This is a genomic window from Streptomyces sp. NPDC060031 (assembly GCF_042736805.1).
GTDB lineage: Bacteria > Actinomycetota > Actinomycetes > Streptomycetales > Streptomycetaceae > Streptomyces.
In genome coordinates this window covers 1-24342 of the sequence record NZ_JBHWVM010000101.1, presented here as the reverse complement: position 1 = coordinate 24342, position 24342 = coordinate 1, and the positions used below count along the sequence as shown (strand labels likewise).

Below are 24342 nucleotides of genomic sequence, written 5' to 3'. Positions count from 1 at the left end.
CCATCGAAAGCATGGACAGCCTCTATCCGGACACCAACGCCAACCTGCCTGGCACCATCCAGTGATCAGCTACACCACCACAAGGGACATGACCCGTACCTCGTGCCCGGCGCTCTCCAATGTGGACACCGCGAGGTCCTTCAGCGAGCTGTTGAGCGACTTCGGCTCCGGGTGGGCGTAGACGATCAGCGTCTTCATGGGAACTCCTTCGGATCGGATGCCTTCGATTCTGGGCACCGCGGCGCCCGGCCTTCAGGGGCGCCTCTTCCATCGGACGGGACTTCCTGGTACTGGCAGGACCACCTTCGCGGGCAACACCGAGGCCATACTGGGGGGATGGACGATCTTGCGGGCTTCCTGCGGACCCGGCGTTCCCGGGTCGACCCGGCGGCCGTCGGCATCCCCGCCGACAGCCGCCGCCGGGTCGAAGGGCTGCGCCGCGAAGAGGTCGCGCACCTGTCCGGAGTCAGCGTCGACTACTACGTACGCCTGGAGCAGGGCCGCGCGACCCAGCCCTCCGAGCAGGTCCTCGACGCGCTCGCCCGCGTCCTCGGCCTCGACGAGACCGAACGGGGGCACCTCTACCGGCTCGCCCGGCAGCGGCGCCGCCGTGCGAAGGCGCCGGGCGGGCGGGTCCGGCCGGAGCTGCTGCGCGTCCTCGACCTGGTCGCCGACGCACCCGCGCTGATCATGGACCACCGTCTGGACGCGCTCGCCGGGAACCGCCTCGCCAGGCTCCTCTTCGGCCGACCGATGCCGGGCCTGAACATCGCCCGGCACATCTTCCTGGAGGAGGCCGAGCACGGTCTTTACGCGGACTGGGAGAAGTGCACTCTCGACGTGGTCGGGCACCTGCGCCTGGCCGCCGGCCAATATCCCGAGGACCCCCGCCTGGCCTCGCTCATCGGCGAGCTGGCGATGGGCAGCGAGCGCTTCCGTCACCTCTGGGCCCGCGCGGACGTGCGCGCCCGCACACATGGACTCAAGGCGTACCGGCATCCGCTGGTCGGACTGCTGGAACTGCACCAGGAGAACTTCGCGCTGTCGGACGCATCGGGCATGGAGCTGCTGGTGCTGTCCGCGGCCCCCGGCAGCCCCGCCGAGGACGGGCTGCGCCTGCTCGCGGGCCTGGGCGCGGACAGCGGTGACGCGCATCCCACGGTGAACGCTCAGGTCCGCGAGTGACTCGACGACACCCACGCACAGGCGGCGGCGATCGCGTCTTGCTGTTCGTAGCCCGGCGGGGCGGGGTCGGGAGGCAGGACGTAGCCGTCGGGCATGACCGCGTACACCTCCCTCATGCGATGCCCGTACGCGCACTCCAGCGCCTGGGGCCAACCCCCGGTCAGAGGTCCCGGCCTCCCCACCAGGCCGCGGCACGCGGTTGCGGTGTCAGCCGCGGCGTGCCGGGATCAGGCCGGCCTCGTGCGCGGCGATGGCCGCCTCCACCCGATTGCGTGCGCCCAGTTTCGCCAGCACGGCGCTGACGTGCGCTTTCACCGTGCCCTCGACGAGGTGCAGTCGGCTCGCGATCTCCGCGTTGGACAGGGCCGCGCCGAGCCCGGCCAGTACGTCGCGCCTCCGCTCCGTCAGCCGGTTCAGGGAGCGGTGGGGGTGCGTCGACCGGTGGGCGCGCATCCCGGCAATGACCCGGCCGGCGACACGCGGAGACAGGTAGGCCCCGCCGGCGCCGACCGGTACCCTGCGGACCGGCCCGCACCAGGGCGGCTTCCGTGTCACCGCGGTCCTCCCGCACCAGGCGCCGGCCGGCCCCACGACACGAGCAGCGGCCACCGGCAGCGGCACGCGTCTCGGCGCCGCCCCGGAGTCCTCCGCACGGCTCGCCGAGATACGGCGGGCCGCGCGCCGCCGCGCCGCCGCCGCCTTCGCGGCGCCGGTCGCCGCAGCAGCGTTCTTCGTCCCGGCCGCCGTCTACCTGGCCTGGCAGCTGACGACCGGCGTGCTGTCACCGTCCCGGTTCGACGAGCTGGAACCGGGGCGGTCCCGCACCGAGCTCACCCGTCTGCTCCCGGCCCGCGCGTTTCCGAATCCGCCCGACCACGCCCGTTCCGCACCCCGGCCGCCGGGCACCGACTGCGCGTTCTACCCGCTCCGGCCTCGACCTGTTCGGCGAAGTCGACCTCTACCGGCTCTGCTGGACCGACGACGATCTCGTGGCCAAGGACACTCTGGAAGCGAACCAACGCTGACCGGCCCGCGCGATGGGGCTCTCGCCAAGAATGCGGCAGATCAGCCTTCGTCCGAACGGGACAGGGCTTCGGTGATCAGACGGCTGGCGAAGTCGGGGTCGTCGGTGATGCGGTTGATGTGCTCCGCGAGCAGGAAGGCGGTGGCTTCCAGGGGATTCATCTCCTCCTCTGTCCAGTCTCCGTACTGCTTGCGCCACAGGTTGGGGCTCAGCCCGGTGCCCGCAGCGATGACCAGGCCGGCCATGGTGGGGATGGCCTCGGGGCGAACGCTCTTGGGCATCCTGCGCAGCGTGGCCACGAGGTTGGGCACCACGTACTCGATGACGTCCTTGTCGTGTTCCTCATGAGCCTTCCGTAGCCACGTCATGAACATGAAGATGAGCGTGCACGCCCCGTTCAACACGTCATTGGCTCCCTTCGGGCCCAGCGACGCGGTGAACTGGGCGACGAGCGCCTGCTGTTCCGGATCAGTCCCGGTCCTGCCGTCGTGGATGCCCTTGAGCCGAGAGTCGATCATCATGAGCGCTGCGCCCACATCGCCGACGGGAGCATGCTGGGGGTCGCAGGGCGATGACACAAGTTCCTCCTGGATGGCCCGTGAGACGGGGGGACGGCAGCCCCTGGCCTCTTGTGTAGCCGGAGGCCAGGGGCGCTGTGGCCAGATCGCCGGGGATTGGCGGCAATGAGATGCGCTGGCCGAATGCGGTAGGTCCACGAGTTCGAGAGGTGTGGCGGGTCAGCTCCAGGTGCGACCAGGTAGCAGGGCCCGCAGTCGCCGCCTATCAGCCCGTCGATCAGCCAGGGAAGGGCCGGAAAGCGCCGTGTCGGCTGAGCTGCTCATGGGGAGATACGAGCGGTCCAGCAACTGAACGTAGTCAAGGAGTCACGTGCGGTGGAAACGGGCGTTCGATGAGGCGCTGCGAGAACTGAGGGAAGCACGCGAGCAGTTGGAACGCCTGGATGATCCGACGGTGGGTCTGTCCGCGTTGCACGGCGAACTCGCGCAGGCCCGCACGGAGATCCAGGAGGTCGTCCACAACGGTGTCACCGCGCTGCGCGACGAGAACCGGGAGCTGCGCCGCCGTCAGGACGGGATGATCACCGACCTGCAAGAGGGCCGGGAGGAAGTACGGGAGGAGTTACGGCAGTTGCGCGAGCTCGCCGGCATCCTGCGCGGCCTCGCCACAGTCACAGCAACGGCTGCCGTCCCGCAGCAGCAGTTGCCGCCCGAGGCCGGGGCAGTGGCCAGTGCGGGCCAGGACGGCGAGGCGGACATCACCGAACCGTCCACGCGGCAGACAGCGCTCGACCGTGAAGACCAGGGGGAGAACATGGAGCACACCGAAGGCCAGGATCTGCGGAAGGCGACCGGGGACGAGGGGGCGGAGGCCGGTCTGAAGAACGCCATCGAGGCCGCCTACCGCGGCACGGCCACCAGGCCCGTGCCCGGGCCCTCTGCCTCCGGGCAGACGGCCGAACTCCAGCCCGAGGACCCGAAGGTCGCGCACGGGGTCCTGCTGCTGAAGGCGGCCGGCGTCGCCTCGGCCGAGCTGGTCCTGCACCGCGACACCTGGGAGTTCCTCTCCTCCCTCGCCGTCGACCACGGTCACTTCCGCACCCCGCCCGCCGTGGAGGACGTCAAGGAAGGCCGCATCCAGGCCGCTCTCTCGGGGCGTTCGCTCATCGCCGTCCTGATCGAGCTCTGGAACACCCGCACCACCGCCACCGTCCTGGAAGCCGACTGGGCTCTGGCCACCACCGCCTACAACCGGATCGCGGCCGGGCTCGCCGGCGCAACCGGCCCCGGGGAAACCATCCGCATCACCCTGGACGACGGACTCGGCCACGCCGGTATCGCCGAGGACTGAGGCATCCGCGGGGAGATCCGCTGCGCGACGAGGTGAGGATGCTCAACCGCCCTCTCTGGCCGGATCGGCGGGTGATGCCGCCGATCCGGCCAGTGAACGACCACGTGCCGCCGCATGCCGCTCGTATCCGTACCGCTCAGGGCCTCGCTCCGCGGCCGGTGAGAGGTGTCAGCGTCGCAGAGCCGTACGGAGCGTGAGTCCGTGGTGGCGCCGCAGCCGGTACAACTCCCAACAGGACAGGGCCGTCACCGTGACGGGGGCGCCGAGGATGAAGACCACACGGGCACCCGTCGGGACCTGGCCGTAGGCCCCGGTGATCACGTCCAGGAGCGCCATCTCCCACACCAGCACGCCGGCGAGGACGGGCGGCAGGACTTCGTGGATGTCGGCGGTGCGGAAGACGTGCACCAGCGACAGTCCGATGCCGTAGAGGGCGAAGCCGATCGACCAGAAGCACATCACGACGATGACGATCTTCCCGGGGAGCCCCACGGCGTCCCGCAGACCCGCCAACTCCGGTGCCATCGCGAGGGCGGCGGTGCCCATGGACACCATGATGGCCAACACCGACCCGAGCGGGCGCAGGGCCCGACGCAGGTACACCCGGCGCAGCCCGTCCCGCGCGGCTGCCACGAAGGCGCCGACCACCACGGGGAAGGTACAGACGAGTACCAGGACGCTGGACCAGCTCTGGTCGAGGCGTTCGCTCGCCACGCCCTCGACGTCGGCGGCGCTCGCGACGGCGTTGTAGGTGACCATCAGGCCCACCCAGGCGACGAGTCCCAGCCCGGTCCGCCACAACTGGAGCTTGCGGACCTCACGGTCGTCGACGATCCCGGGGCGTGAGGGACGGAAGGTCCGCTGGGCGGCGTACAGGGGGTTGTAGAGGCCGCGCAGGATCTTCCGGGCCCGCGACGGCTCCACGCGCGGAGGCGGAACCGGCGCGTAGGGCGGAGCGTACGGGTATCCCGGTGGTGGACCGGGCTGGGCGTACGGATACCCCGGTGGTGGACCGGGCTGGGCGTACGGATACCCCGGTGGTGGACCGGGCTGGGCGTACGGATACCCCGGCGGCGGACCGGGCCGGGCGTACGGGTATCCCTGCGGGGGGACCGGTGGAGCGTAAGGGCGCCCCGGCGGCGGGTTCGCGGCGCCACCACCCGCCGGGTCCCCGTACCCGCCGCTGCCATGGCCTCCGTTGCCGTACCCACCACTGCCGTAGCCGCTCATGCCACGCACCCCCGATGTCCTGCCCGGTCGAACCCAGGCATCCTAGGTCCTGTCCACCGCGGGGCCGGTCCGAACCCGTGCGGAGCGGTGCGCGGGAGGCCTCCTCAGCATCCGAACTCCATCAGCCGTGGGCGACGGGCATCGCGGTGCTGGCTGCCGGGGCAGGCATGAGGAATCCCCCTGCGCGGCCTCACTCTTTGAGAGATGCCTGGATGAGGAGGAGGGCGATGTCGTCGTGACGCGGCGCGGATGCCGTGGCGTATTCGACGAGCGCGTCAGCGACATCGTCCATCGTCCGGCCTTCGAGGTGTGCGAGCTGGCGGGCGAGGTCGGCTGTGGTCTCGCCGATGTCGAGGCCGGGGATTTCGACGAGTCCATCGGTGTACAGGGCGAGCATGCTGCCGGGAGGCAGAGGGATTTCGGTGGTCGGATAGCTGGCATCGGCGTCGATGCCCAGCAACAGGCCGGGGGTCACGTGGAGGACTTCGGTGAATCCGTCGGTGTGGCGCAGGATCGGCGGAGGGTGTCCGGCGGTGGCGAGCTGCGCGCGGTGCCGTGCGAGGTCGATGTAGGCGATCAGGCAGCTGGTGAACAGCCCCGGGTCGAGGTCGACCAGGAGACGGTTGGTGCGGGCGAGGACTTCGCCGGGTGGTGTGCCGGCGGTGGCGTGGGCGTGGACGGCGGTGCGGACCTGGCCCATGAGGGCGGCCGCGGTGATGCTGTGGCCCTGGACGTCGCCGATCGCGACGGCGACCGTGGTGTCATCGCGGCGGATGAGGTCGTAGAAGTCGCCTCCGATGTCCATGCCGCGCCCGGCGGGGAGGTAACGGGCGGCCACGTCCAGGCCCTGGACGTGGGGAAGGGTGTGCGGGAGCAGGACCGATTGCAGGGTGTGGGCGAGCTCGTGCTTGGTGTCGTAGAGGCGGGCGCGGTCCAGTGCCTGGGCGACGAGGCCCGCCAGTGAGGTCAGCACGGCGCGTTCGGCCGGGGTGAAGGGGTGGGGCTGGTCGTAGGCGAGGACGAGGGAGCCGACGACACGGTCGGAGGCGATCAGCGGCAGGAAGGCCCAGGAGGCCATGTCGTCCTCGTGGACGGCCGAGGGGAACGCGCGCATCAGGTCCGCGAAGCTCGGGAAGAAGCTGGGCACACCGGTGCTCAGGACCCGGGCCGTCGGCGTGGGGGCGGTCAGCGACTGGGCATCGAAACGGTCCATCAGCTCGGCGGTGTATCCGCGGTAGCCGATGATGCGGAGCCGGCCTTCTTCTGCTGTCAGCAGGGCCAAGGCCTGGGGGCCGAAGGCGGGCACGATCTGGTCCGCGACGAGATCGACGACCTCTTTCACGCCGACGGCCTCGGTGAGGGCGGCAGCCAGGTGCATCAGATGGTAGAGGGAGGTCACGCCGGCCAGCTCCGCGGACGGCGGCGGATGCCGGTGTACGTCCGGCGTCTCGGGGGCGGCTGTCGGGGTGATGTGGACGCTGATGCCGGAAGCGTCGGGGTACAGCTGGAAGGTCAGCCACTTGGCCGGTGGACGCAGCGCGGTGAAGGACGTGGGCTGGCGGCTGACCACCGCCGCCCGGTAATTCTCTTCGAAGACGGGATCACGCATCCACCGCAGCACCTCCCAGGGCCGGGCACCCCGAAGGACCGCGGCGTCGGCCCCGACGAGGTCGGTCGCGGCGGAGTTGATGTATGTGATGCGGCCGTCCAGGTCCATGGCGCAGCAGCCCACCGGCAGGCGCTCGGCGAAGTTGACCACGGCCAGCGCCTCGTCCCGTCCGAGGGCGCGGGAGCTGGGCGGGGGCAGCACCCGGGGCGTGTCCACCGCCAGCGCCGAAGGCCCGCTGTCGGCGGCCTGCCGCAGCAGGCCGCCCGCCGTGCGGCAGAAGGCGTCAACCGCCGCGAGTTCGCCCGGGCTCAGTTCGGGCGGGCGCCAGATGGGCCAGAGCAGCACGAGGCCGCCCGACGCGGTGGTTCCGTTCATGATCGGGGCGGCGGCGAGCATGAAGTCGTAGGGCAGCACGAGCCCGAGCCGGGGATAGCGTTGCGCGACCTCCTCCCGGCCGCGCAACCACACCAGGCGCCCCTCTCGTATGGCGTCCGTGACCGGGATCGATGCGCCGAGGTCGATCCGCGCCCACGGCGCGGTGATCTGCCCGGGGGCTCCCGACACAACCGCCAGGTGCAGGACCCGCTCCCCGGGCGGAAGCAGGTAGACCAGAGCCACGGAAGCCTCGGTGACCCGGACCACCTCGGCTACGGCGGCGTCGAGCGGCTCCGGGCCGGGTCCTGCTGGGGAGGCGGTTGGCGGCTGCATGCCCTCACCGCCCTTGGGCAACGGTTGGCGGGGAGTGCATGCGTCCGAAGCGGCTGCGGGCCGCCTCCGCGCTGATGCCCAGGCCGGCACCGGTCTGTGCCCGGCCGGCACCGTCCTCGCGGTCAGCCACCACCGCCGACCGCACCGGCAGCTGCAGCAGCTGCAGCAGCTCCGACCGCACCGGCAGCTCCGGCAGCTCCGGCAGAGATGCCACCGCAGCGCGTCGGCCAGCCCGGACGAGGACGGGCGCGGGTGTGTGCCGGGTCTGCCTCTGCAGGGCCTGGACCTGAGGCATCAGGCCCGCGCTGGCGGCGGCCCTCAGCGGTCGCCATCCGCGCCGTGCGCGCCTGGCCGCCCGCCGGTGCGCGGCCCGGCAATACCGCCGGCCGGCCGCCGCCGCGTGCTTCGGCGTCCGGGCGTCGCACCGATCACACAGGCCGTCACCCATACGGCGACCATAGGCCCGCCATACGGTGACGGCACCCCGGCCACGGAGGGTTCAGTGCCCTCCACGTCTCTTCACGGCCGATTCCGCTTGCTGTGGTAACGCTGGGCGAGCCGTGCGAGCGCGACGGCGCCGAGGAGCAGTCCGAAGTCACGCAGGGCGACGTCGTAGTAGCCCGGGATGGTCAGCAGGTTGATGATGATGCCTGCCAACCAGCCGGCCACCAGCCAGGCCCCGAAACGCGGAGCCAGCGCCACGGCCAGGCCGGCCACGATCTCGACCGCACCCACCGCGTACATCGCCGCCTGAGCGCTTCCGGGAACCAGGTTGTCGATCCACGGCGCGAGGTAGGTGGGCCAGTCCACGAGCAGGTTGGCGAACTTGTCCAGCCCGAACACGATCGGCGCCACCGTAAAGCCGGTACGCAGGATCACGAACGCCTGGTAGCCGGGGTCGGTGAGCAGCGCCCGCCGCGGGGCGGCGGAAGTGGTGGTGCTGGGGATCACGGAGGACATGGCCCCTCCTTCTAGCCGACCCGCAGGAGGCTGTACGACCACGTCGCGCGTCAGCCGGGCCCCGTCAGCCGGGACGAGGCGGCGGCAGCCCTCGGGCTGGCCCGGCAGACCGCCGCGTTCCATCTGGACCGACTGGCGAACGAATCGCTGCTCGACGTCGTCTACGAGCGCCGCAGCGGACGCTCCGGACCGGGCGCGGGAAGGCCGGCCAAGCTCTACCGCCGCTCGGCGAAGCAGGTCGCCATCAGCCTGCCGGACCGCCGCTACGAGCTCGCCGGACGGCTGCTCGCCCAAGCCGTGGAGGAATCCGACGCGACAGGTGAGCCCGTGCGCCAGGTGCTGCACCGCAAGGCCGAAGAACTCGGCACGCAACTGGCCGAGCAGAACGAGACGGACATCATCGGCCTGCTCGAGCGCTACGGCTTCGAGCCCCGCCACGAGGATGACGCCATCGTTCTGGCCAACTGTCCCTTCCACGCGCTGGCTCGCGAGCACACCCAGACGGTGTGCGGCATGAACCTCCACCTGCTGCGCGGCGTCCTCAGCGGCCTGGACCAGGAAGCATTCGAGGCATGCCTGGCGCCCGCCCCCGGACGGTGCTGTGTCCGACTGCAGCCAGCCGCCTGATCAGCCCGGCCCACAGACCGCGGTGCCCGCCCATCCTCGCCGGGACGTACCCGGTTCGGCGGAAGCCGGCACGGAGCGCCGGCCTACCGGAGCACCCGGGCCCGAAGAGCCCGCCGCGCCGGACAGCGACCGCGCCACCGCATGACCGGTCGCCTGATGAATGGACAGCCGCCAGACCTGCTCCTCTCCGGTCGCGGCCGGGGCGACCCGCTCGGCGGGGCGGCGAAGATGTTCGGTGAAGCCGAGTCGGGCCGGGACGGCACCGCTGGCGCGGTTGGCAGGGTCGTGGACGACCTCGACGTAGTCGACGCCAGGGAGGCGGAAGGCCTGGTCGACCAGGGCGCGCGCGGCCCGGGTGGCCACGCCGCAGCCGGTGGCTGCCGGGTGCAGCCAGTAACCGATCTCGCGCCCGTTCTCCGGGCTGTCGTCACGTCGGAACAGCTGACAGGCACCGATGTGGTCCTGCCCGACTGCGCGGCTGCTCAACGCGCCCCACCGAGCGCCCACGCGGGCACGGAACGAGCGCGGCTCACCCGGTGCTCGGAGTCGGCGGCAAGGCCGTCGATGACGTCGACCACCACCCACGCAAGCGAGGGAGAGCACGGTCATGCCGGCGCAGCAGGTGTGAGTAGCGGGCGGGCCTACCGCCTTGTAAGCGGTGGGCCCGTCCTTCTCGTGGCGATCTCCGCAGTGCGACAGAAGCCGTCACCGCCGAGTGGTGGTCATGCGGTTGAGGTCAGGATGCTGCTCCCTGGTTCACCGGCGCCGGCCTGCGGTGTCCAAACTGGTTGTGCTGCGCTGTCCTCGGTCTCCTCTTCCCTTCGTCGTGCGCTGTGGGCGCTGCCGGAGACGATGAGGGCGAGCAGGACCGCGGCGGCTTCGCTTTGCAGGATCCGGGCGGCCTGCCTCAGGCGGCGCGGATCGGTGGCGGGAATGGACAGGGCCACGCACTCAGGGTTCGGGCCTGCGGTGATCGGGACCGCCGCACACACCGTCCCCAGCGCGTACTCCTGCATGTCGAGCAGCGGGGCATTCGCCTGTCGTGTGTCGAGTTGCTCGAAGAGGGCCTGCTGGCTCGTGATGGTGCGGGAGGTGAACCGGACGGGTTTGTGGCGAGACAGGTGGTCCTTTCGGCCGTCGTAGTCGAGCTGTGTCAGCAAGGCCTTGCCAACCGCGGAGGCGTGCGCGGCGGCACGGAAGTCCACCCACTCCTCCACCACCGGTGCGGTAGGGCCATCGGCGTACTGGCTGATGGAAACCTCGCCGTCGGCATAGCGGGCGACGTACACGGCGGCGCCGACCGCGTCCCGGACCCAGGCGAGGGTCTCCCGCAGACGCCCGCGCCCGTCCCCGTCCCCGTCGACTGATTCGGTCAGCAGCAGGGCCGTGCCGGCGAGATACGCGTCGGGGCCGATGGGGGTGGCCAGGTTCGCCCGGATCAGCTGTTCCATCGTCCGGGCCAGGATCAGTTGGGGCAGCTGGGTTTCGCGGGCGATCTGCGTCAGGCTCACGCCGCCCGAGTAGCGGTTGATGGCCTCGAGGACCCGCAGCGCCTGGTGGACGGATTCCAGCGCGGCCGGTGCTGGGCGTCGTTCGGGAGAGGTGGGGGCGGCGTGTGTCAGCTGTGGCTGTTTCAGTGCGTCAAGTGTCCATACGCTCGCCTGGTCCGTCAGGTGCAGTGGGTTGAGGCGTGCGTGCTGCGCGATGGCCACCGCGATCTGCGGTCCCGGGAGCGGGATCTCCCCTAAGTCCGGATCCTCGGACCAGAGCCACGCCGTAACGGCGCGTTGCAGCCGTGCGGGCAGCCGGTACGGGGGCCGCCCCGCCCGCCCCGGGCCGGCGGTGAGGACGGTGAGGTCCTGGGTGGTGATGGGCGGGGACGTCCAGATGACCGACGCGCCGAGTGCTGCCTCGAGGTCTGCCGGGATCTGCGGCAGGGGCGGCAGGTGTTCATCCGGGGACAGTGTCTTGGCCTGGCGCCTCCAGTGGCGGGCCGTGGCGACTTCGGCGCGAGCGAGGTGGTGGAGGTACAGGCAGTGGGCCGCGGTCTGCGAGCCTGCCCCGGCCGCGTACTGGAGCCAGAACTGTGCGCCTTCCATCCGATCGGACAGGTGCAGGAGGCAGGCGAACAGCAGCGCCGAGTTCACCCCGTGGGGCCATGAGTCGGCATCCAGGGCGAGCTCGGCGAAGGCCCTGCTTTCCACCAGGGACCAGGCCAGGTCGTCCAGGCCCCGCGCCGCCCGCACATGGCAGGCGGCATCCAGTACGAGGTCGTCCGAGGCCACCGGCCCCACCGGAGGCGTGGCGCCGCCGACGGTGATCCCGGTCGCCGAGCGGGCACGGTCGGCGGCGATCCGGCGGGTGATCCGGCGCCGGGCCGCGCCCTCGTCGTAGTCGGCGTACTCCTCGACCAGCACCTGCGCCTCCTCCAGTGCCGCGTCCAACTCCTTCCACATCACGCCGTCGCGGTCGCGAGTCACGTCGCTCACTGGTTCTTCTCCTCTCCAGGCGCCCAGGCCACCCCGAGTTTCTGGGACAGGGTTCGACGTGCTCCTCGGATGTGCGATCGGACCGTGGCCGGGGAGATCCCCATCATCCGAGCGACCGTGTCGTAGTCGTAGCCCAGCAGGAACGCCAGCAGCACCACGTCGTAATGCCGCTCGGACAGACCCGCGATCGCCGCGTACAGGCCGAGTTTGGACTCCAGCAACTCCATCCGCTTTCTGGAAGAGCGACGTAACGCAGCGAACCAGGCTGTCTCCACCATGGCCCTCGGCCTGCCCAAGACCGCCAGCCGCCGCTCGACATGCTCACGCAACACCGCCCACGCGAAGCCGTGGAGGCTCGCCTCCTTCAAAGCCTGACGCCACACCTTCAACAGGAAGGTGAACACGTCATCGACAACGTCCTCAGCATCCTCACGCGAACCCAACTGAAGGTGCGCATAGCGCAGATAGGCGCGGTGCTGCTGAGAATGGAACGCGGTGAACTCCACCGGCAGGACACCAGCCAGCACGCTGGAGACCGCCTTGTCCCCCGACGGGTCGAAATCGCCTTCGCTCACGCACTCCCCCACGGCTGTTCATCGCCACCCGCACAAGCGGCCGATACCCCACGGTGGCGGGGTACGCGGACGGCACGGAGTCGGCCGGCCGAAAGCTCAGCCGCCCCCACCCGAAACCCCGCGCCCAGCAGGCGCCGCACCACCCCGATCACGTCACAGGCGACAACACTGACCACGGTGGCGACTATCAGGACGAGGGCGACCATCTCAACAACATTCACGTGGATGCGAAACCTTCCGGTGAAGTGAACGGAACCGGCCTGCCTTGCCCCCGGTCCGGCAGCCGCAGAGCGTCAAGTGCTCCCAGGCACCACCCCATCGGAAAACACGCCCGATCGTGCACGCCGGTCCCCAAAAATCTTCCGGAAAGGTCGCATTCGCTTCGCTTCACGCCCCTGCACACCCGCGCACGCCCCCACACATGGCCGCCTTACGGACTACCTCGCCCCGGCCGCGGGCACTGCTGACGCTGCTTTCGCCGGCAGGTTGCCCGTGAAGCGAACAGGACCGCGCCCGGAACACCGAGCGGCCCGCGGGCACGCCACGACCAGGGCGGCCGCTGCCCGCAGGCCGTGCCGCCGCGGCAGGCCGGTCTAACGGCCCGCCTCCCCGGCTCGGGAAGCCGCGAGGGGCAGTAGCCCGGGGCCGCGTGCGTCACGCACGATCCCAAGGCGTACACATCGTAGGACGGGTCGACCGCACCCAGCCGGATGCCCCTCCTGGGGCACGCAGGCGTGTGTGCCGGCGGCCACGGGCCGGTCCACCCCTGCCGGGGTGGCCAGTTCGAGGTCGATCAGGCGCAGGACCTCGGGTCCGATCCGCAGGGTGGACAGTTTCAGGTCTCGGTGGACCAGCCCGAGTGCGTGCATCGTGGCGACCGCAGCGGCCACGCGGGCCGCTTCTCGGGGCGGCGCTCGACCGGAAGGTCTTCCCACCGCGTACCGGCGCCGTTGGAGGCGACGAGGTAGTCACGCCCCGGGTCGTGCTCCCGGATCGGCCGACGGCGACGGCGACGGCGCGGGCCGGGCAAGCCCGCCCTCAAGACAGGCGGGCATCCTGTCCGGACCGACCGATCCCGGCACGTCAGCAGCCACGCCCGCACGCTCGCCGCCCTTGGCCTCGCCGTCGCCGCGCTCCTGGCCGCCACGGCCTGCGAGCCGAGCGACGGCAAAGCCGGCGCCACCCCGCCGCCGAAGTCCTCCACTGCCCCTTCCGCATCGCCTTCCGTCTCCGCGTCCTCTTCCGCGCCGGGCCGGCCGGGCGAGGCCGAGGGCGCATCCTCGTGAAGAACATGGCGCTCGCGCCGCACGGTCAGAGCCCCGACCACAACACGGGCGAGGGTGTGCTCCTGGAGATGCCGAAGGGCGGCGTGCACCTGGACGACGAGGCCCGCGTGACGTACTGGAACAGCAGCTCCGAAGCCGCCGTGTCACCGCTGTTCACCCACTGACAGGGCCGGCCGCCTGACTGCGGCCCCCCTGGACTGCTCAGCTGGGTGCCGCCCATCACTTGGCCAACCTGCGCAAATATGACAGGGTCCCGGGCGTGGACAAGATCGACAGTATCTCCGTAAGCTCGCTCGCCGACCGACCGTCCCTCGCCTCCAGGGTGTACGAGATTGCCGACACCTGGCCGATCTTCACGGGGCACGACCTGGTCGGCAGTGCACTTCTGGGTCGCGTGGTGCACGAGTTTCCTGAGTATTGCGTGGTGGCAACCGACGGGGAGCGCGTGGTCGCGCGGGGGCTGAGCGTGCCCTTCAACGCGGAACTCGAAGGGCGTGAGGAGACGCCAGGCCAAGGCTGGGACCGGGTGCTCGCCTGGGCGTTCCGCGACCGGGTCCTCGGCAGCCCCACGACCGTCGCCAGCGCGCTGGAGATCACCATCGACCAGGATTACCTGGGCCGCGGCCTCTCCTACAGGATGTTGGACGCGATGCGTGAGGCCGTCGCCCGTCAGGGGCACCGCGCGCTGCTCGCGCCGGTGCGTCCCAACGCCAAACATCTGCACCCGCGTGTGCCCATGGCGGAGTACGCCCGACGGGTCGGGGCGGACGGCCTGCCGGCCGATCCGTGGCTGCGGGTCCACGTCAAGGCGGGAGGGGTGATCGAGAGGATTGCCCCGGCGTCGATGACCTTCAGCGGCTCGCTCGACCAGTGGCGGTCCTGGACCGGCCTGTCTTTCGACCAGGACGGCGATGTGGAGGTGCCGGGGGCGTTGGCACCCGTGCACTGCGACACCGCGCACGACCACGCGGTCTACGTCGAACCCAACGTCTGGGTCCGGCACGTCTTGTAGACCTTTTCGGGGCCATGCGTCCCGGTTCCCGGCCGTCGAGGTCGGTGCAGACGATCCGGGCGAAGTTCACCGGCAACTTCGCGCGCCTGCGGGAGTTGCCGGAGGGGTCCGCCTCCCACCGGTATGCTCGCCAACCCCCTCACGAGATGAACAAGTCGCTCGTACGTCTCGCAGTGCGGGGATTCCGCAGCCGGACGGGCAGCGCGTCCGGCGCCGGGGCGGAGATGGCGGACGTCCTCCAGGCCGGCACGATCGGCTCAGCGCGCCGGAGGCCTTGGACCGCGTCATGGCCGCGTACACACCCGAGGATCACGAGGACGACACCTGCCTGGTGGCCGTTCAGCTGGGCTGAACGGCCTTCGGGACGTACTTTTGTGCCGCTCCCCCGACTACCGCGTCCCGGGTGGGGGCGCGAGGCGGTGGGCGCCCGCGGCCGGGGTGACGCAGAGGATGCGCGGGGGGCGGTGGCCGGCGGCGTCGAAGGCGGTCGTGACGGATGCGCCCACCGCGTCCTCGCGTCCGGCTTCCACCAGAGCGATGACGGAACCTCCGAATCCGCCGCCCGTCATCCGGGCTCCGAGCGCCCCGGCGCCCAGCGCGGCGGTCACGGCGAGGTCGGTCTCCGGGCAGGAGACGCGGTAGTCGTCGCGGAGCGAAGCGTGGCCGGCGGTGAGGATCGGGCCGAGGGCCGCGAGATCGCCCTCCCGCAGGCGGGAGACCGCCTCGGCGACCCGCGCGTTCTCGGTCACCACGTGGCGGACCAGGGGCGCGAGTTCCGCCGGCAGGATCCGCAGGGCCCCCGCCAGTTCCCCGGGAGGCAGATCGCGCAGCGCGGGCAAACCGAGCAGGGCGGCCGCGCGTTCGCAGCCCGCGCGCAGGGCGGCGTACGCCCCGTCGCCGAGGTCGTGGGAGACCCGGGTGTCGATCACCAGCAGTCGAAGCCCCTGTCCCTGGAGGTCGAAGGGCACCTGCCGGTGGTGCTCCGGGCTGCGGGCGTCGAGATGGAGGGCGGCCTCGGCGGTGCAGCAGACGGAGGCCATCTGGTCCATGATTCCGCAGGGGACGCCGGCGAAGGCGTTCTCCGCGCGCTGCGCGATCCGGGCCAGTTCGGGCCCGGGCAGGCGCAGTCCGTACAGCTCGTCGTACGCGACGGCGACCGCGCATTCCAGCGCGGCGGACGAGGAGAGGCCCGCGCCGGTGGGCACCGTGCTGTCGAAGTGGAGGTCGGCGCCCCCGACCGCGTGTCCCGCCTCGGCGAGTGCCCAGACCACGCCCGCCGGGTAGGCGGCCCAGCCCGTCACGGCGTCGGGGTCCAGCGCGGCCACCGCCAGTTCGGTGATCCGGCCGTCGCCCTGCGCGCTGTGCAGCCGCAGCTGCCCGTCCGTACGGGCGCGGGCGGCGAGCAGGGTGGTGTGCGGGAGGGCCATCGGCAGGGCGAACCCGTCGTTGTAGTCGGTGTGTTCGCCGATCAGGTTGACCCGGCCCGGCGCCGCCCACACTCCGTCCGGGGAGCCGCCGAAGAGCCCTCGGAAGGTGTCCGCGACCCGCTCGGCCCGGCTGTCCTCGTCCCATTCGAGCGTCTGGTTCACGGCCGGGCCTCCCGCAGTTGCCGCGCGGCCGCCTCGGGGGACACGTCGTTCATGAAGGCTTCCATCCCTGACTCCGTCCCCGCGAGGAACTTGAGCTTGTCCGGGGTCCGGCGGACCGTGAACAGCTCCAGGTGCAGGGCCAGTTCCGCGCCCTGGGTACGGGGCGCCTGGTGCCAGGCCGAGATGTACGGCGCGGGGGCCGCGCGCTCCGGCTCCCCGGCCAGGGGGAACAGCCGGTCGAAGCGGCGCAGCAGGTCGAGGTAGATGCCCGGGAACTCAGCCCGCTCCGCCTCGGTGAGGCAGGTCAGGTCGGGGACGCGGCGGTGCGGGTAGAGGTGCACCTCGTACGGCCAGCGGGCGGCGTAGGGCACGAAGGCGGTCCAGTGTTCCCCGGCCGTCACCACCCGCTCGGTGGCGGCACGGGCGTCCGCCAGCAGGTCCTCGAAGAGGTTGCGTCCGGTGGCGGCGCGGTGGGCGGCCGCGGCGGCGGTCATCTTGGCGGTGCGCGGGGTGGCGTGGGGGAAGGCGTAGATCTGGCCGTGCGGGTGGGCGAGCGTCACGCCGATCTCGGCCCCGCGGTTCTCGAAGCAGTACACCTGCTCCACGCCGGCGAGCGCGGAGAGCTCCGCGGTGCGGTCGGTCCACGCGTCGAGGACCAGACGGGCCGCGGCCGGGGTGAGGTCGGCGAACCGGGCCTCGTGCTCCGGGGTGAAGCACACGACCTCGCAGCGTCCGGCCGTGCCGGCGAGCGAGGGGAAGCGGTTCTCGAAGACGGCCACCTCGTAGTCGTCGGCGGGGATTTCACTGAGCCGGCCGTCCCTGGAGGGGCAGAGCGGGCAGGCGCCGACGGGCGGCCGGTAGGTGCGGTCCTGCCGGTGGGAGGCGATGGTGATCCAGTCGCCGGTCGCCTCGTCCCGCCGCAGTTCCGGCCGGCTGCGTACGCGGTCCAGCGGGCGCAGGTCCGGCGCGTCGCGCACGGCGTTCTCGTCGCTGTCGAAGTAGATCAGTTCACGGCCGTCCGCGAGTTTCGCGAGTGTCTTCTTCACCCACCAAGAATAAACAACTTCAAACACGATCCGCCAGATCAAGGCCCGATTTTCCTCAGAATTCAACAACATGGCCGTGCTATCTTGCTGCTTTCCGACCGGATTCGCCGATACCCGGGAGAGTGACCCGTGGCCGAGCAGGCTGCCCAACTGGCCCACCAGCGACGCGCGATCATCCTGGACGCGGTCCGGCGCGACGGCGCGGTACGCGTGGCGGACCTGGTCGCTCAGCTCGGCGTCTCGGACATGACCATCCGCCGGGACCTGGACGCCCTCGCCCGGCGCGGCGCCGTGGAGAAGGTCTACGGCGGGGCCGTCGCCCCGGCCGGGGCCAGCGGGCACGAGCCCGGGTTCGACGCGAAGTCCGATCTTGAGGGGGACGCCAAGGCCGCCATCGCGGACACGGCCGCGCCCCTGGTGGAACCCGGCAGCGTGGTCGCGATCTCGGGCGGTACCACCGCGCACGCGGTCGCCGCCCGTCTCCTCGGCGTCCCGCGGCTCACGATCGTCACGAACTCCCTCCCGGTGGCGGAACTGGTACGGGCCGCCGGCCGGGATCCGGGGGCCGGCGCCCCCACTCTGCTCCTCACCGGCGGGTCCCCCACCCCTTCGGCGGCGCTGGTCGGCCCGCTCGCCGACCTCGCGATCGCCTCCATCCACGTGGACCTGCTCGTCCTCGGCGCGCACGGGGTGGCCCCGGAGGCCGGGCTGACCACCCCCAACCTCATGGAGGCCCAGACCAACCGGGCACTGGTCGCCTCGGCGCGGCGGGTCGCCGTCGTGGCCGACCACACCAAGTGGGGAGTGGTGGGGCTCAGCGGCTTCGCCGCACTCGATCAGGCCGACTGGTTCGTGACCGACGCCAGGATGCCCGCCCCCGCCCGCGCCGCCCTCAGGGACGCGGTGGGCGAACTCCTCGTCGCCGGCGAGGAGCACTGAGCCCGGGGCGGGCAGCCTGATCAGGCTCCGGGCCCGGCTCCCCCGGGAGCCGGGCCGGTCGTCGCCCGGATGACCAGTTCGGGGTCGAACAACAGCTCCCCCGTCGGTACGTCGCGGTTGCTGACCAGCGCCAGCACGCTGCGGCCCACCTCCAGCGCCAGCCGGTCGGCCGGCTGGCGCACCGTGGTCAGGGGCGGATCCGTGAACTCGGTGATGGCCGCACCGTCGTAGCCCACCACCGACACGTCACCGGGCACCGAGCGGCCCTGGCGACGGACGCCCCGGATCGCGCCGAGGGCCATGTAGTCACTGGCCGCGACGATCGCGGTGGCACCCAGGGCGAGGAGCGGGCCGACGGCGGCCTGGCCGCCCTCCACCGTGTACGACTGCCGTACCACCCAGCGCTCGGGGTCCTCGATGCCCCGCTTGGCCATGGACTCCAGGAAGCCCCTCACCCGGCGGTCGGCGGGCTGGTTGCCGGCCGGCCCCGAGGCCATCCCGATCCTGCGGTGGCCCAGCCGGTGGAGGTGGTCGACGGCCAACTCGGCGGCGAGCGCGTCGTCCGTGGAGAAGACCGGGGTGGGCACCCCGTCCGCGAACTCGCCGTTGACCCCGACGTACGGGACCCGGCGCTGGCGCAGCAGTTCGTACGTCTCGGTGTCGGCGCCCTCGACGGTGTTGGACGCGGAGAGGAAGACGACGGCCGCGACACCCTTGTCGACGAGCGCGGAAATGAAGTCCCGCTCCTGCACTCCGCCGGGGAAGGCGGGGCACAGGACCGTCTTCAGTCCGTGCGGGGCAAGGGCCGACTCGATGCGCTCGGCCACATCGGCGAAGAACGGGTTGGACACGAACTCGGTGATCACGGCCACCAGTTGGCCCTGCGTCTGTCGTTCGTAGCCGAGCTCCGCCATGGCCTGTTCGACGGCGTCCCGGGTCTTCTTCGACACGCCCTGGCGTCGGTTGATCACCCGGCTGACGGTCGCCTCGCTGACCTGGGCGAGAGCTGCGACCTCGGTGATCCCGACCTTCATCGCGGTCCTTCCGTGATCGTGAGCGATGCCAGACCTCCGCGCGGCACGGCCAGCGAGTGCGGCCCCTCCGGCAGATACGTAGGCGGACCGTCCATGATACGGCCGTCGGGCCCGTGAATCACGCCTTGGATCCGGCCCCCGCCACCCTGCACCTCGACCATCAGCCGGTCCCGGTCCGAGCCGTTGACCAGGTGGAAGCGCCGGTACGCGGAGAAGTCCAGCGGAACGACCCGGTCGCCGTGCACGCTCAGCAGGCAGTCCTCTTCGGCGCTCGCCCGCACCAGCGGGTACAGCTCGTCGGGCCGGCCCGGCTCGACCTCCCCGTCCAGCAGCAGCTCGCGGTGCAGCCGCCACTGCCCCAGCCAGAAGCCAACTGCCTCCCGGTGCTCCGCCGGTACGCGGTCCAGCCGTACGGAGATCTGCGGCACCGCGTGCAGGGCCCCGATCAGCTGCCGGGCCACCGCGGCCACGGGCGCGTCGGCCGACCACAGGAGCATGTCGGAATGGACGGCGCCGCCGACGGCGAGGAGCGCGGTGTCCAGGGTGCGGACCCGGTTCGCGGTGGCGTCCGCCGGGCAGTCGAAGGAGCGGAGCATGTTGCCGAACGGAGCCATGCCGGGTCCCGTGTAGGGCTGGCGCAGTTCCAGCAGCAGGCCGGGGCGTACGGATTCCAGGGCAGCGCGCAGCTCCGTGAGCAGCTCCACCATGGCCCGTCCGACGTCTCCCGCGCCGTCGTTCGCGTACACCATGGCCTGGTCGAGGAAGTCGAGCTTGAGCCCGTCGAGTCCGTACGCCCGGACCAGCCGGACGCACAGCCCGACGACATGCGCGCGTACCTCGGGACGGCGCGGGTCGAGCACGTGCGCGCCGGGCACGGTGGAGGCGGCGGGCGCGCAGTGTGCCCACTGGTCGTGGCAGGCGGCTCGGGAGCCGAGCAGCAGCGGCGCCACCCAGGCCAGGTAGCTCAGCCCGTGGGCCCGGACCCGGGCCACGTGCCCCGCGAAGTCCGGGAACTTGACCGGGTCGGGCCGCCAGTCGCCGCAGCCCGCGTATCCGCGCCCGTGGCCCAGTTCCTGCCAGCCGTCGTCCAGGATCAGAGCGCCGCAGCCGAGGCCGGCGGCCAGTTCGGCCTGGGTCTCGACGGCGGCGGCGCTGACGTCCTGGTTGAAGGCGTACCAGGTGGAATAGACGGGGGTGCGGGCGCCCTCGGGTACCGGCATGGGGGTGATCGCGGCGCCGAACCAGGCACGCAGTGCCCGCGCGGCCACGGCCACGGACGGTGACCGGGGGACGAGCAGGATCCGGTGGGGCTGCCGTGAGGCAGGCAGGCGGAGGTGGACGACGTGGGTGTCGTTCTCCTCGGACACGCCGAAGCGCAGGGTCACCTCCGGGACCGGGTCGGCCGCGGCGAAGGTCAGCAGGGTGGCGCCGGTGTGGTCGTACAGGCAACCGGCGGCGTGCCCGTCGACCAGCGAGACCCGGGAGCGGCCCTCCCAGTCCGCGAGGAGGGTACGCTGCCAGGCACCCTGGGGGTGCCAGTATCCGGCGGCGTCGCCGAGCGGCACGGAGAAGCGGACCTCGACGGGGGCGCCGTCTGCCCGTACTTCCAGCACGCGCAGTCCGCCTGCGAGTTCCCCGAGGGACCAGGCGGGGTGGACGCCCGGGGCGTGGGCGAGGACGGCGAGCGAGACCCCGTCGAGCAGCGGCTCGTCGAAAGCGGGCGCCAGCCCCGCGGTGGTCACGGCCTCGGTGTCGTCCGCCGGGATGGTGGTCTGCACGGTCACTCCTTCACGGCGCCGGCGAGCAGGCCGGACACGAACTGGCGCTGAAGCGTCAGGAATACGATGGCCATCGGGATGGCTGCGGCCGCGGTTCCGGCGAGGATCGCGCCGTAGTCGGTGTCGTCGAGGCCCTGGAGGGAGGCCAGGGCCACGGGGATGGTGAACGAGGCGCTGTCGCGCAGGACGATCAGCGGCCAGATGAAGTCGTTCCACTGGTAGAGGAAGAGGAAGATCGTCAGGGCGGCCAGCGCGGGCCTCATGGGTGGGAGCACCACCTTCCAGAACAGCCGTAGTTCACCGCAGCCGTCGATGCGTCCCGAGTCGAGGAGTTCGTCGGGGAGCGCGGCCATCGCCTGGCGCATCAGGAAGATGCCGAAGGGCAGGGCCAGGTTGGGCATGATCACGGCCTGGTACGTGTTCAGCCACCGCAGTTCGGCCATCATCTGGAAGAGCGGTACGAGGGTGACCTGTGCGGGGATCACGAGCCCGAGCATGAGCAGCCCGAACAGTGCTTCGCGGCCGCGGAAGCGGTACTTGGCGAAGCCGTATCCGGCCAGGGTGCAGATGGCTCCCGCGCACAGCGTGTAGACGATCGCGATGAACAGGGAGTTGAGGAGCACCCGCCCGAACTGCGCTGTCTCCTGCAGCGTTTGCAGGTTGGCCGCCAGGTGGCCGCCGGGCAGCAACGGCGGCGGATTGTCGAAGATCTCATGGGAGCTGTGGGTGGCCGCGACCACGACCCAGTAGAAGGGCAGCACGACGGCGGCGAGGGCGATGGCGAGTCCGGAGGTCAGCAGGATGCTCCTGCCGCGGTGGCGGGCGGTCACGTCTTCTCCCCCAGGAGGCGGAACTGGATCACGCCGAGGATCCCGATGAGGACGGCCAGGGCGTAGGCGATGGCGGAGGCGTATCCGAAGTCGAAGTACTTGAAGGCGTTCTGGTACAGGTACACGCCGATGGTCAGAGTGGCGTTGTCCGGGCCACCGCCGGTGAGCACGTACGGCTCGTCGAAGACCTGCAGGGTGCCGATGGTGGAGAGCACCGTGGTGAGCAGCAGCGCGGGGCGCAGGCCCGGCAGGGTGACGTGCCGGAAGGACGTCCAGGCCCCGGCCCCGTCCACGGCCGCCGCGTCGTACAGCTCGCCGGGCACGGCCTGCAGGCGGGCGAGCAGGATCACCGCGTTGTATCCGGTGTAGTGCCAGGTCAGTGCGAGACCGAGGGAGACCTTCGCCCACAGGGGGTCGGTCAGCCAGGGCACGGCGTCCAGGCCGACGAGCTCCATCAGCCAGTTGACCAGCCCGAAGTCCTTGTTGAGCAGGACGGAGAAGATGACCCCGTAGGCGACCAGGCCGGTGACCATCGGCAGGAAGAAGCCCAGCCGGAAGACCGCGCGGCCGCGCAGCAGCCTGGAGTTCAGGGCCACGGCGAGCCCGGTGGCCAGGGCCAGCATGACCGGCACCTGGACGACGAGGATCACCGCGGTGTTCTTCAGGGCGGTCCAGAACAGCGAATCGCCCAGCAGCCTGGTGTAGTTGTCGGCTCCGACGAACTGCTCGGTCCCTCCGACGGACTTGTGGAGGCTGATCACGAACGACCGGCCGATGGGGTAGATCTTGAAGGTGGCGAAGAGGAGGAGCGCGGGCAGCACGAAGAGGTACGGGGCGACGCGTCGGCGGGGCCGGGACCGCGCGGCCGTCCCCTTGGGGGGAACGGCCGCGGCCGTGCGGCTGGTGAGCGCCGCGGTCATCGGGAGACCTTGCGTCCGGTCTGCCGGCCGAGCTGATCGGCGGCCTCCTTGAGGACCTTCGCCGGGTCGGCGCCCGTCAGCAACACCTTGGACTGGGCGTCGGTGACCATCTTGAGGGCACGGGCGTAGTCGGCGGTGTAGTTGAAGGCGGGCGAGGGGGCCTTGAGGGCCTCCAGGAAGACCTCACCCCTCTTCTGGCCGCTGAAGAAGGCCGACGGCTCGTGGAAGACAGCGTCGTCGTAGGCCTTCATCAGGGCGGGGGCGATGCCCTTGCCCCGGTAGATCTGCACCTGGGACGCCGGGCGGGTGAGGACGAACTCGATGAAGGACCAGGCGGCAGCCTGGTGTTTGCTGCTGCCCGCGACGGCGAGGTGTGTGGAGTTGACCGTGGTCGCGGTGGCGCCGCCGCGGCGCACGGCCGGCGGAAGCCGGACCTTCCACTTCCCCGCCTGATCGGGGACCTGCTCCTCGACGACGCCACCGAACCAGGTCGGCATGGGCACGACGGCGTTGGTCCCCTGCTTCAGGGAGCTCATCAGGGTGTTCCAGCCACCGGAGAGGTCGCTGACGAGGCCGGCGTCGTTCATCGTCTTGATGAGGGTCATGGCCTTCACGGCCTCCGGGGAGTCGAGCGTGATGTCCCCGGCGGCGTTGAAGTAGAAGGTGCCCTGCAGTTGCAGGAGCATCTGGAAGAAGTTGGCGGCGTCGGCCTGGGAGGCGGGCTTGTCGATGCCCAGCAGGTACGCGCCGGTCTTCTGCTTGATCTCCTTGCCGGCCTCGATGGTCTCGTCCCAGGTCTGGAGGGCGCCGGCGTCGACCCCGGCCTTCTCGAAGAGGTCGGCCCGGTAGTAGAAGCCCGCCGAGTTCGCCTCCCAGGGGAGGGCGTTGACGCGCTTGCCGTCGGGGGACACGGTGTGCCACATGCCCTGGGCGAAGGCATCCCGGTGGGCGTTCGCACCCAGCGGGCCGAGGTCGGCGAGGCCGCCGGGGAACTTCTCCACGTAGCCGGGCAGGTAGTCGATGCCGATGTGCAGGACGTCGGCGAGGCCCTGGCCGCCGGCCGCCAGGCCGGTGGTGATCTTGTCCCAAATCGCCGGGTTGCCGATGTCCTCGATCGTCACCTCGATCTCCGGGTACTTCTTGTTGAACTCCGGGAGGAGGGCCTTCATCTGGACGGCCGGTCCCTGCCAGGACCAGACCGAGATCTTGCCCTTGTTCTTTTCGCCGGCGCTTCCGCCTTGGCCCGTGTCGCCCGTGCCGGAGCACGCCGTCAGGCCGCCGAGCCCGGCTCCCGCGGCGATCGCGCTAGCGATCTGCAGCACTCTTCTTCGTTCCAGCTCCATGACTGACCCACCCCTGCTCGCACTGTTGCGGTAGCCGACTGGCCGGGACTGTAACAACGTCAGCTCCTGACTTGCAAGAGTCAGATGAAAACTTTCAGTTCTATCCGGCATGTGGATTCTGTCGGGAGCATTGCAAACCTTCAGCTCTGATTGCTAGCGTGCCGCGCGCCCAGCTCACCCAAGGCATGTCGCCCCCCTCACAACCCCGGGAGAACCCGATGACGCGTTCCCGTGTGTCGCTCCTGTCCGCCCTCTCCCTCCTCGCCCCCCTCACCCCCCTCGTCCTCGG

Annotated in this window: 20 protein-coding genes and 4 pseudogenes; 6 read left to right on the top strand and 18 right to left on the bottom strand. The window is 71.1% G+C overall.

Annotation, left to right across the window (positions count from 1 at the left end; genetic code table 11):
• Positions 1-81: 81 nt before the first annotated feature.
• Positions 82-198: pseudogene (locus ACFWB8_RS31640) on the bottom strand (NAD(P)H-dependent oxidoreductase); the annotation flags it as partial.
• Between the two features lie 138 nt (positions 199-336).
• On the opposite strand from ACFWB8_RS31640, the gene ACFWB8_RS31635 reads away from it, so the two are divergent.
• Positions 337-1185, top strand: coding sequence for a helix-turn-helix transcriptional regulator (locus ACFWB8_RS31635; RefSeq protein ID WP_385234827.1), 849 nt, complete (start codon positions 337-339; stop codon positions 1183-1185).
• Here the strand turns inward: ACFWB8_RS31635 and ACFWB8_RS31630 are convergent.
• The 3 genes and pseudogenes from ACFWB8_RS31630 to ACFWB8_RS31620 all read right to left on the bottom strand — a co-directional run bounded on the left by ACFWB8_RS31630 (position 1170) and on the right by ACFWB8_RS31620 (position 2787).
• The gene (locus ACFWB8_RS31630) at positions 1170-1301 is read right to left on the bottom strand and encodes a hypothetical protein (RefSeq protein ID WP_385234824.1); all 132 of its coding nucleotides are present in this window, start codon (positions 1299-1301) and stop codon (positions 1170-1172) included. The genes ACFWB8_RS31635 and ACFWB8_RS31630 overlap by 16 nt on opposite strands.
• 91 nt (positions 1302-1392) lie before the next feature.
• Positions 1393-1695: pseudogene (locus tag ACFWB8_RS31625) on the bottom strand (response regulator transcription factor); the annotation flags it as partial.
• Positions 1696-2250: 555 nt separating this feature from the next.
• The gene (locus tag ACFWB8_RS31620; protein WP_385234821.1) at positions 2251-2787 is read right to left on the bottom strand and encodes a hypothetical protein; all 537 of its coding nucleotides are present in this window, start codon (positions 2785-2787) and stop codon (positions 2251-2253) included.
• Between the two features lie 394 nt (positions 2788-3181).
• Between ACFWB8_RS31620 and ACFWB8_RS31615 the strand changes: the two genes are divergently transcribed.
• Entirely contained in the window at positions 3182-4078 is an 897-nt protein-coding gene (locus ACFWB8_RS31615; protein WP_385234818.1) for a hypothetical protein, read from the top strand.
• Positions 4079-4246: 168 nt separating this feature from the next.
• On the opposite strand, the gene ACFWB8_RS31610 is transcribed toward ACFWB8_RS31615, so the two are convergent.
• The 4 genes from ACFWB8_RS31610 to ACFWB8_RS31595 form a co-directional block, all read right to left on the bottom strand.
• On the bottom strand, positions 4247-5002 hold the full coding sequence (locus ACFWB8_RS31610; protein ID WP_385234815.1) for a hypothetical protein: 756 nt from the start codon (positions 5000-5002) through the stop codon (positions 4247-4249).
• Between the two features lie 496 nt (positions 5003-5498).
• On the bottom strand, positions 5499-7625 hold the full coding sequence (locus tag ACFWB8_RS31605) for a SpoIIE family protein phosphatase (protein WP_385234812.1): 2127 nt from the start codon (positions 7623-7625) through the stop codon (positions 5499-5501).
• A 4-nt stretch (positions 7626-7629) separates the two neighbouring features.
• Positions 7630-7839: a hypothetical protein gene (locus tag ACFWB8_RS31600; protein WP_385234809.1), complete on the bottom strand. Its 210-nt coding sequence runs from the start codon at positions 7837-7839 to the stop codon at positions 7630-7632.
• Positions 7840-8144: 305 nt separating this feature from the next.
• Positions 8145-8585 (bottom strand): hypothetical protein, encoded by a 441-nt coding sequence (locus tag ACFWB8_RS31595; RefSeq protein WP_385234806.1) that lies wholly within the window; start codon positions 8583-8585, stop codon positions 8145-8147.
• Positions 8586-8600: 15 nt separating this feature from the next.
• On the opposite strand from ACFWB8_RS31595, the pseudogene ACFWB8_RS31590 reads away from it, so the two are divergent.
• A pseudogene (locus tag ACFWB8_RS31590) lies at positions 8601-9212 on the top strand (helix-turn-helix transcriptional regulator); the annotation flags it as partial.
• On the opposite strand, the gene ACFWB8_RS31585 reads toward ACFWB8_RS31590, so the two are convergent.
• The 3 genes and pseudogenes from ACFWB8_RS31585 to ACFWB8_RS31575 form a co-directional block, all read right to left on the bottom strand.
• On the bottom strand, positions 9213-9698 hold the full coding sequence (locus ACFWB8_RS31585) for a GNAT family N-acetyltransferase (RefSeq protein ID WP_385234803.1): 486 nt from the start codon (positions 9696-9698) through the stop codon (positions 9213-9215).
• Between the two features lie 362 nt (positions 9699-10060).
• Positions 10061-10834, bottom strand: a pseudogene (locus ACFWB8_RS31580) (IclR family transcriptional regulator); the annotation flags it as partial.
• An 863-nt stretch (positions 10835-11697) separates the two neighbouring features.
• Positions 11698-12276, bottom strand: a complete 579-nt coding sequence (locus ACFWB8_RS31575) for an RNA polymerase sigma factor (protein ID WP_385234800.1) — start codon at positions 12274-12276, stop codon at positions 11698-11700.
• 1282 nt (positions 12277-13558) lie between these two features.
• On the opposite strand from ACFWB8_RS31575, the gene ACFWB8_RS31570 reads away from it, so the two are divergent.
• Both ACFWB8_RS31570 and ACFWB8_RS31565 read left to right on the top strand, forming a co-directional pair.
• Complete coding sequence (locus tag ACFWB8_RS31570; protein WP_385234797.1) at positions 13559-13726, top strand: hypothetical protein; 168 nt, start codon at positions 13559-13561, stop codon at positions 13724-13726.
• A gap of 95 nt (positions 13727-13821) precedes the next feature.
• Positions 13822-14574 (top strand): N-acetyltransferase, encoded by a 753-nt coding sequence (locus ACFWB8_RS31565; protein ID WP_385234794.1) that lies wholly within the window; start codon positions 13822-13824, stop codon positions 14572-14574.
• A gap of 389 nt (positions 14575-14963) precedes the next feature.
• Here the strand turns inward: ACFWB8_RS31565 and galK are convergent, their stop codons facing one another.
• Positions 14964-16163: a galactokinase gene (galK, locus tag ACFWB8_RS31560; protein ID WP_385234791.1), complete on the bottom strand. Its 1200-nt coding sequence runs from the start codon at positions 16161-16163 to the stop codon at positions 14964-14966.
• A complete protein-coding gene (gene galT / locus ACFWB8_RS31555) occupies positions 16160-17209 on the bottom strand; it encodes a galactose-1-phosphate uridylyltransferase (RefSeq protein ID WP_385234786.1) in 1050 nt (349 codons plus the stop codon). The genes galK and galT overlap by 4 nt, the downstream gene beginning before the upstream one ends.
• Positions 17210-17338: 129 nt before the next feature.
• Between galT and ACFWB8_RS31550 the strand changes: the two genes are divergently transcribed.
• Positions 17339-18148, top strand: coding sequence for a DeoR/GlpR family DNA-binding transcription regulator (locus ACFWB8_RS31550; RefSeq protein ID WP_385234783.1), 810 nt, complete (start codon positions 17339-17341; stop codon positions 18146-18148).
• A gap of 20 nt (positions 18149-18168) precedes the next feature.
• Here the strand turns inward: ACFWB8_RS31550 and ACFWB8_RS31545 are convergent, their stop codons facing one another.
• The 5 genes from ACFWB8_RS31545 to ACFWB8_RS31525 are packed head-to-tail and all read right to left on the bottom strand — an operon-like array spanning position 18169 to position 24032.
• Positions 18169-19182, bottom strand: a complete 1014-nt coding sequence (locus tag ACFWB8_RS31545; protein WP_385234780.1) for a LacI family DNA-binding transcriptional regulator — start codon at positions 19180-19182, stop codon at positions 18169-18171.
• Positions 19179-20960 (bottom strand): glycoside hydrolase family 36 protein, encoded by a 1782-nt coding sequence (locus tag ACFWB8_RS31540; RefSeq protein WP_385234777.1) that lies wholly within the window; start codon positions 20958-20960, stop codon positions 19179-19181. Before ACFWB8_RS31540 ends, ACFWB8_RS31545 begins: the two co-directional genes overlap by 4 nt.
• A gap of 2 nt (positions 20961-20962) precedes the next feature.
• On the bottom strand, positions 20963-21790 hold the full coding sequence (locus tag ACFWB8_RS31535) for a carbohydrate ABC transporter permease (RefSeq protein WP_385234774.1): 828 nt from the start codon (positions 21788-21790) through the stop codon (positions 20963-20965).
• A complete protein-coding gene (locus ACFWB8_RS31530; protein ID WP_385234771.1) occupies positions 21787-22710 on the bottom strand; it encodes a carbohydrate ABC transporter permease in 924 nt (307 codons plus the stop codon). Before ACFWB8_RS31530 ends, ACFWB8_RS31535 begins: the two co-directional genes overlap by 4 nt.
• Positions 22707-24032 (bottom strand): ABC transporter substrate-binding protein, encoded by a 1326-nt coding sequence (locus tag ACFWB8_RS31525; RefSeq protein WP_385234768.1) that lies wholly within the window; start codon positions 24030-24032, stop codon positions 22707-22709. Before ACFWB8_RS31525 ends, ACFWB8_RS31530 begins: the two co-directional genes overlap by 4 nt.
• Between the last annotated feature and the right edge of the window lie 310 nt (positions 24033-24342).

What these genes read in the sequence shown, in the direction of transcription:
- ACFWB8_RS31635 (WP_385234827.1), top strand. Translation starts at nt 337, where the DNA reads ATGGACGATCTTGCGGGCTTCCTGCGGACCCGGCGTTCCCGGGTCGAC.
- ACFWB8_RS31630 (WP_385234824.1), bottom strand. Translation starts at nt 1,301, where the DNA reads ATGAGGGAGGTGTACGCGGTCATGCCCGACGGCTACGTCCTGCCTCCC.
- ACFWB8_RS31605 (WP_385234812.1), bottom strand. Translation starts at nt 7,625, where the DNA reads ATGCAGCCGCCAACCGCCTCCCCAGCAGGACCCGGCCCGGAGCCGCTC.
- ACFWB8_RS31595 (WP_385234806.1), bottom strand. Translation starts at nt 8,585, where the DNA reads ATGTCCTCCGTGATCCCCAGCACCACCACTTCCGCCGCCCCGCGGCGG.
- ACFWB8_RS31545 (WP_385234780.1), bottom strand. Translation starts at nt 19,182, where the DNA reads ATGAAGGTCGGGATCACCGAGGTCGCAGCTCTCGCCCAGGTCAGCGAG.
- ACFWB8_RS31530 (WP_385234771.1), bottom strand. Translation starts at nt 22,710, where the DNA reads ATGACCGCGGCGCTCACCAGCCGCACGGCCGCGGCCGTTCCCCCCAAG.